Source organism: Agromyces subbeticus DSM 16689 (assembly GCF_000421565.1).
Taxonomy (GTDB): domain Bacteria; phylum Actinomycetota; class Actinomycetes; order Actinomycetales; family Microbacteriaceae; genus Agromyces; species Agromyces subbeticus.
Genome location: NZ_ATXG01000033.1, coordinates 1 through 2,594, shown reverse-complemented (window position 1 = coordinate 2,594; position 2,594 = coordinate 1). Strand labels below are relative to the sequence as shown.

The window sequence follows — 2,594 nt, the reverse complement described above, 5'->3', positions numbered from 1 at the left end:
CACAACTACATCGGCACCGAGCACATCCTGCTCGGCCTCATTCGCGAGGGCGAGGGCGTCGCCGCACAGGTGCTCGTCAAGCTCGGCGCCGACCTCAACCGCGTGCGCCAGCAGGTCATCCAGTTGCTCTCGGGCTACCAGGGCAAAGAGCAGGTGCAGGTCGGGGCCAACGAGCAGCAGACGCCGCAGGGCGGCTCGCAGATCCTCGACCAGTTCGGCCGCAACCTCACGCAGGCCGCGCGCGAGTCGAAGCTCGACCCCGTGATCGGGCGCGAGAAGGAGATCGAGCGGGTCATGCAGATCCTCTCGCGTCGCTCGAAGAACAACCCCGTGCTGATCGGCGAGCCCGGCGTCGGCAAGACCGCCGTCGTCGAGGGCCTCGCACAGGCGATCGTCAAGGGCGAGGTGCCAGAGACGCTGAAAGACAAGCAGCTCTACTCGCTCGACCTGGGCTCGCTCATCGCCGGCTCCCGCTACCGCGGTGACTTCGAAGAGCGCCTGAAGAAGGTCACGAAAGAGATCCGTACGCGCGGCGACATCATCGTCTTCATCGACGAGATCCACACCCTCGTGGGTGCCGGTGCCGCCGAGGGCGCCATCGACGCCGCGTCGATCCTGAAGCCGCTCCTCGCTCGCGGCGAGCTGCAGACGATCGGTGCGACCACGCTCGACGAGTACCGCAAGCACTTCGAGAAGGACGCCGCGCTCGAGCGTCGCTTCCAGCCGATCCAGGTCGCCGAGCCGAGCCTGCCCCACACGATCAACATCCTCAAGGGGCTGCGCGACCGCTACGAGGCGCACCACAAGGTCTCCATCACCGATGGCGCCCTCGTGGCCGCGGCGAACCTCGCCGACCGTTACGTCTCCGACCGGTTCCTCCCCGACAAGGCGATCGACCTGATCGATGAGGCCGGCGCACGCCTGCGCCTCTCGATCCTCTCGAGCCCGCCCGAGCTGCGCGAGTTCGACGAGAAGATCGCCGTCGTTCGTGCCGCGAAAGAGACCGCGATCGAAGAGCAGGACTTCGAGAAGGCCGCGTCGTTGCGCGACGAGGAGAAGAACCTGCTCGGCGAGCGACTGCGCCTCGAGAAGCAGTGGAAGTCGGGCGACGTCAAGACCACGGCGGTCGTCGACGAGGGCCTGATCGCCGAGGTGCTCGCGCAGGCCACCGGCATCCCCGTCTTCAAGCTCACCGAAGAGGAGTCGTCGCGACTCGTCTTCATGGAGAAGGCGCTGCACGAGCGCGTCATCGGTCAGGAAGAGGCCATCTCGGCCCTCGCCAAGACGATCCGCCGCACGCGTGCCGGGCTGAAAGACCCGAAGCGCCCATCGGGCTCGTTCATCTTCGCCGGCCCCACCGGCGTCGGCAAGACCGAGCTCGCCAAGGCGCTCGCCGAGTTCCTGTTCGACGACGAGGCGGCGATGATCTCGCTCGACATGTCGGAGTACGGCGAGAAGCACACGGTCTCGCGACTGTTCGGCGCCCCTCCCGGGTTCGTCGGCTTCGAAGAGGGCGGCCAGCTCACCGAGAAGGTTCGTCGCAAGCCGTTCAGCGTCGTGCTCTTCGATGAGATCGAGAAGGCGCACCCCGACATCTTCAACTCGCTCCTGCAGATCCTCGAAGAGGGTCGGTTGACCGATGGTCAGGGCCGGGTCGTCGACTTCAAGAACACGGTCATCATCATGACGACCAACCTCGGCACGAAAGACATCTCGAGCGGCCCGGTGGGCTTCGCGCTCGAGGGCGACACCCGCACGGGTTACGACCTCATGAGCGGCAAGGTGAAAGAGGAGCTGAAGAAGCACTTCAAGCCCGAGTTCCTGAACCGCGTCGACGAGGTCATCGTGTTCCCGCAGCTCTCCAAGCCCGAGCTGCTGCAGATCGTCGACCTCTTCATCAAACGCCTCAGCGAGCGCATGCTCGACCGCGACATGACGGTCGAGCTCACGCAGGCGGCCAAGGAGCGGCTCATCGAGGTCGGGTTCGACCCGTCGCTCGGTGCTCGCCCGCTGCGCCGCGCCGTGCAGCACGAGGTCGAAGACCGGCTCTCCGAGAAGATCCTGCACGGCGAGCTCAATTCGGGCGATCACGTGCACGTCGACTTCAAAGACGGCGAGTTCCTCTTCACGACCACGCAGCGCGAGCTCCCCGTGGGCCTCGGCGTGAACACGGCCGCTGCCATCGGCACCGGTCCGGTGAGCCCCGACCTGGCGGCTGCGTCGGGCGAGTAGCCGGAACGACACGAAGGGGCGGATGCTGCGGCATCCGCCCCTTCGTCGTCTGCGGCGTGCACCGACTCGACCAGCGCGCCGTCGTCTGCGGCGTGCACCGACTCGACCAGCGCGCCGTCGTCTGCGGCGTGCACCGACTCGACCAGCGCGCCGTCGTCTGCGGCGTGCACCGGCCGGGTGCGCGGACTTGACCCTGCACCATGGTGCAGGGTCGATCATGACGGAATGACCGACGCACTCGCACTCGCCAGTCCGACCACCGCCACCGACTACGTACGCCCGCGCTGGGGGCGAGCGGGCGCCGTCTACGACCTGATCGTGACCGTCGGCTTCGCGACCCCGTTCACCGCCTCGCTGCTGCT

General features: G+C 67.0%; 2 protein-coding genes. Both read left to right on the top strand.

Going from position 1 to position 2,594, the window contains the following annotated elements; translation table 11 throughout:
* Positions 1 to 2,232: ATP-dependent Clp protease ATP-binding subunit (locus tag H521_RS24725; protein WP_022894862.1), on the top strand; the 2,232-nt coding region annotated here is incomplete at its 5' end.
* A gap of 56 nt (positions 2,233 to 2,288) precedes the next feature.
* Positions 2,289 to 2,423 (top strand): hypothetical protein, encoded by a 135-nt coding sequence (locus H521_RS26625; RefSeq protein WP_022893963.1) that lies wholly within the window; start codon positions 2,289 to 2,291, stop codon positions 2,421 to 2,423.
* The last annotated feature ends 171 nt before the right edge of the window (positions 2,424 to 2,594 follow it).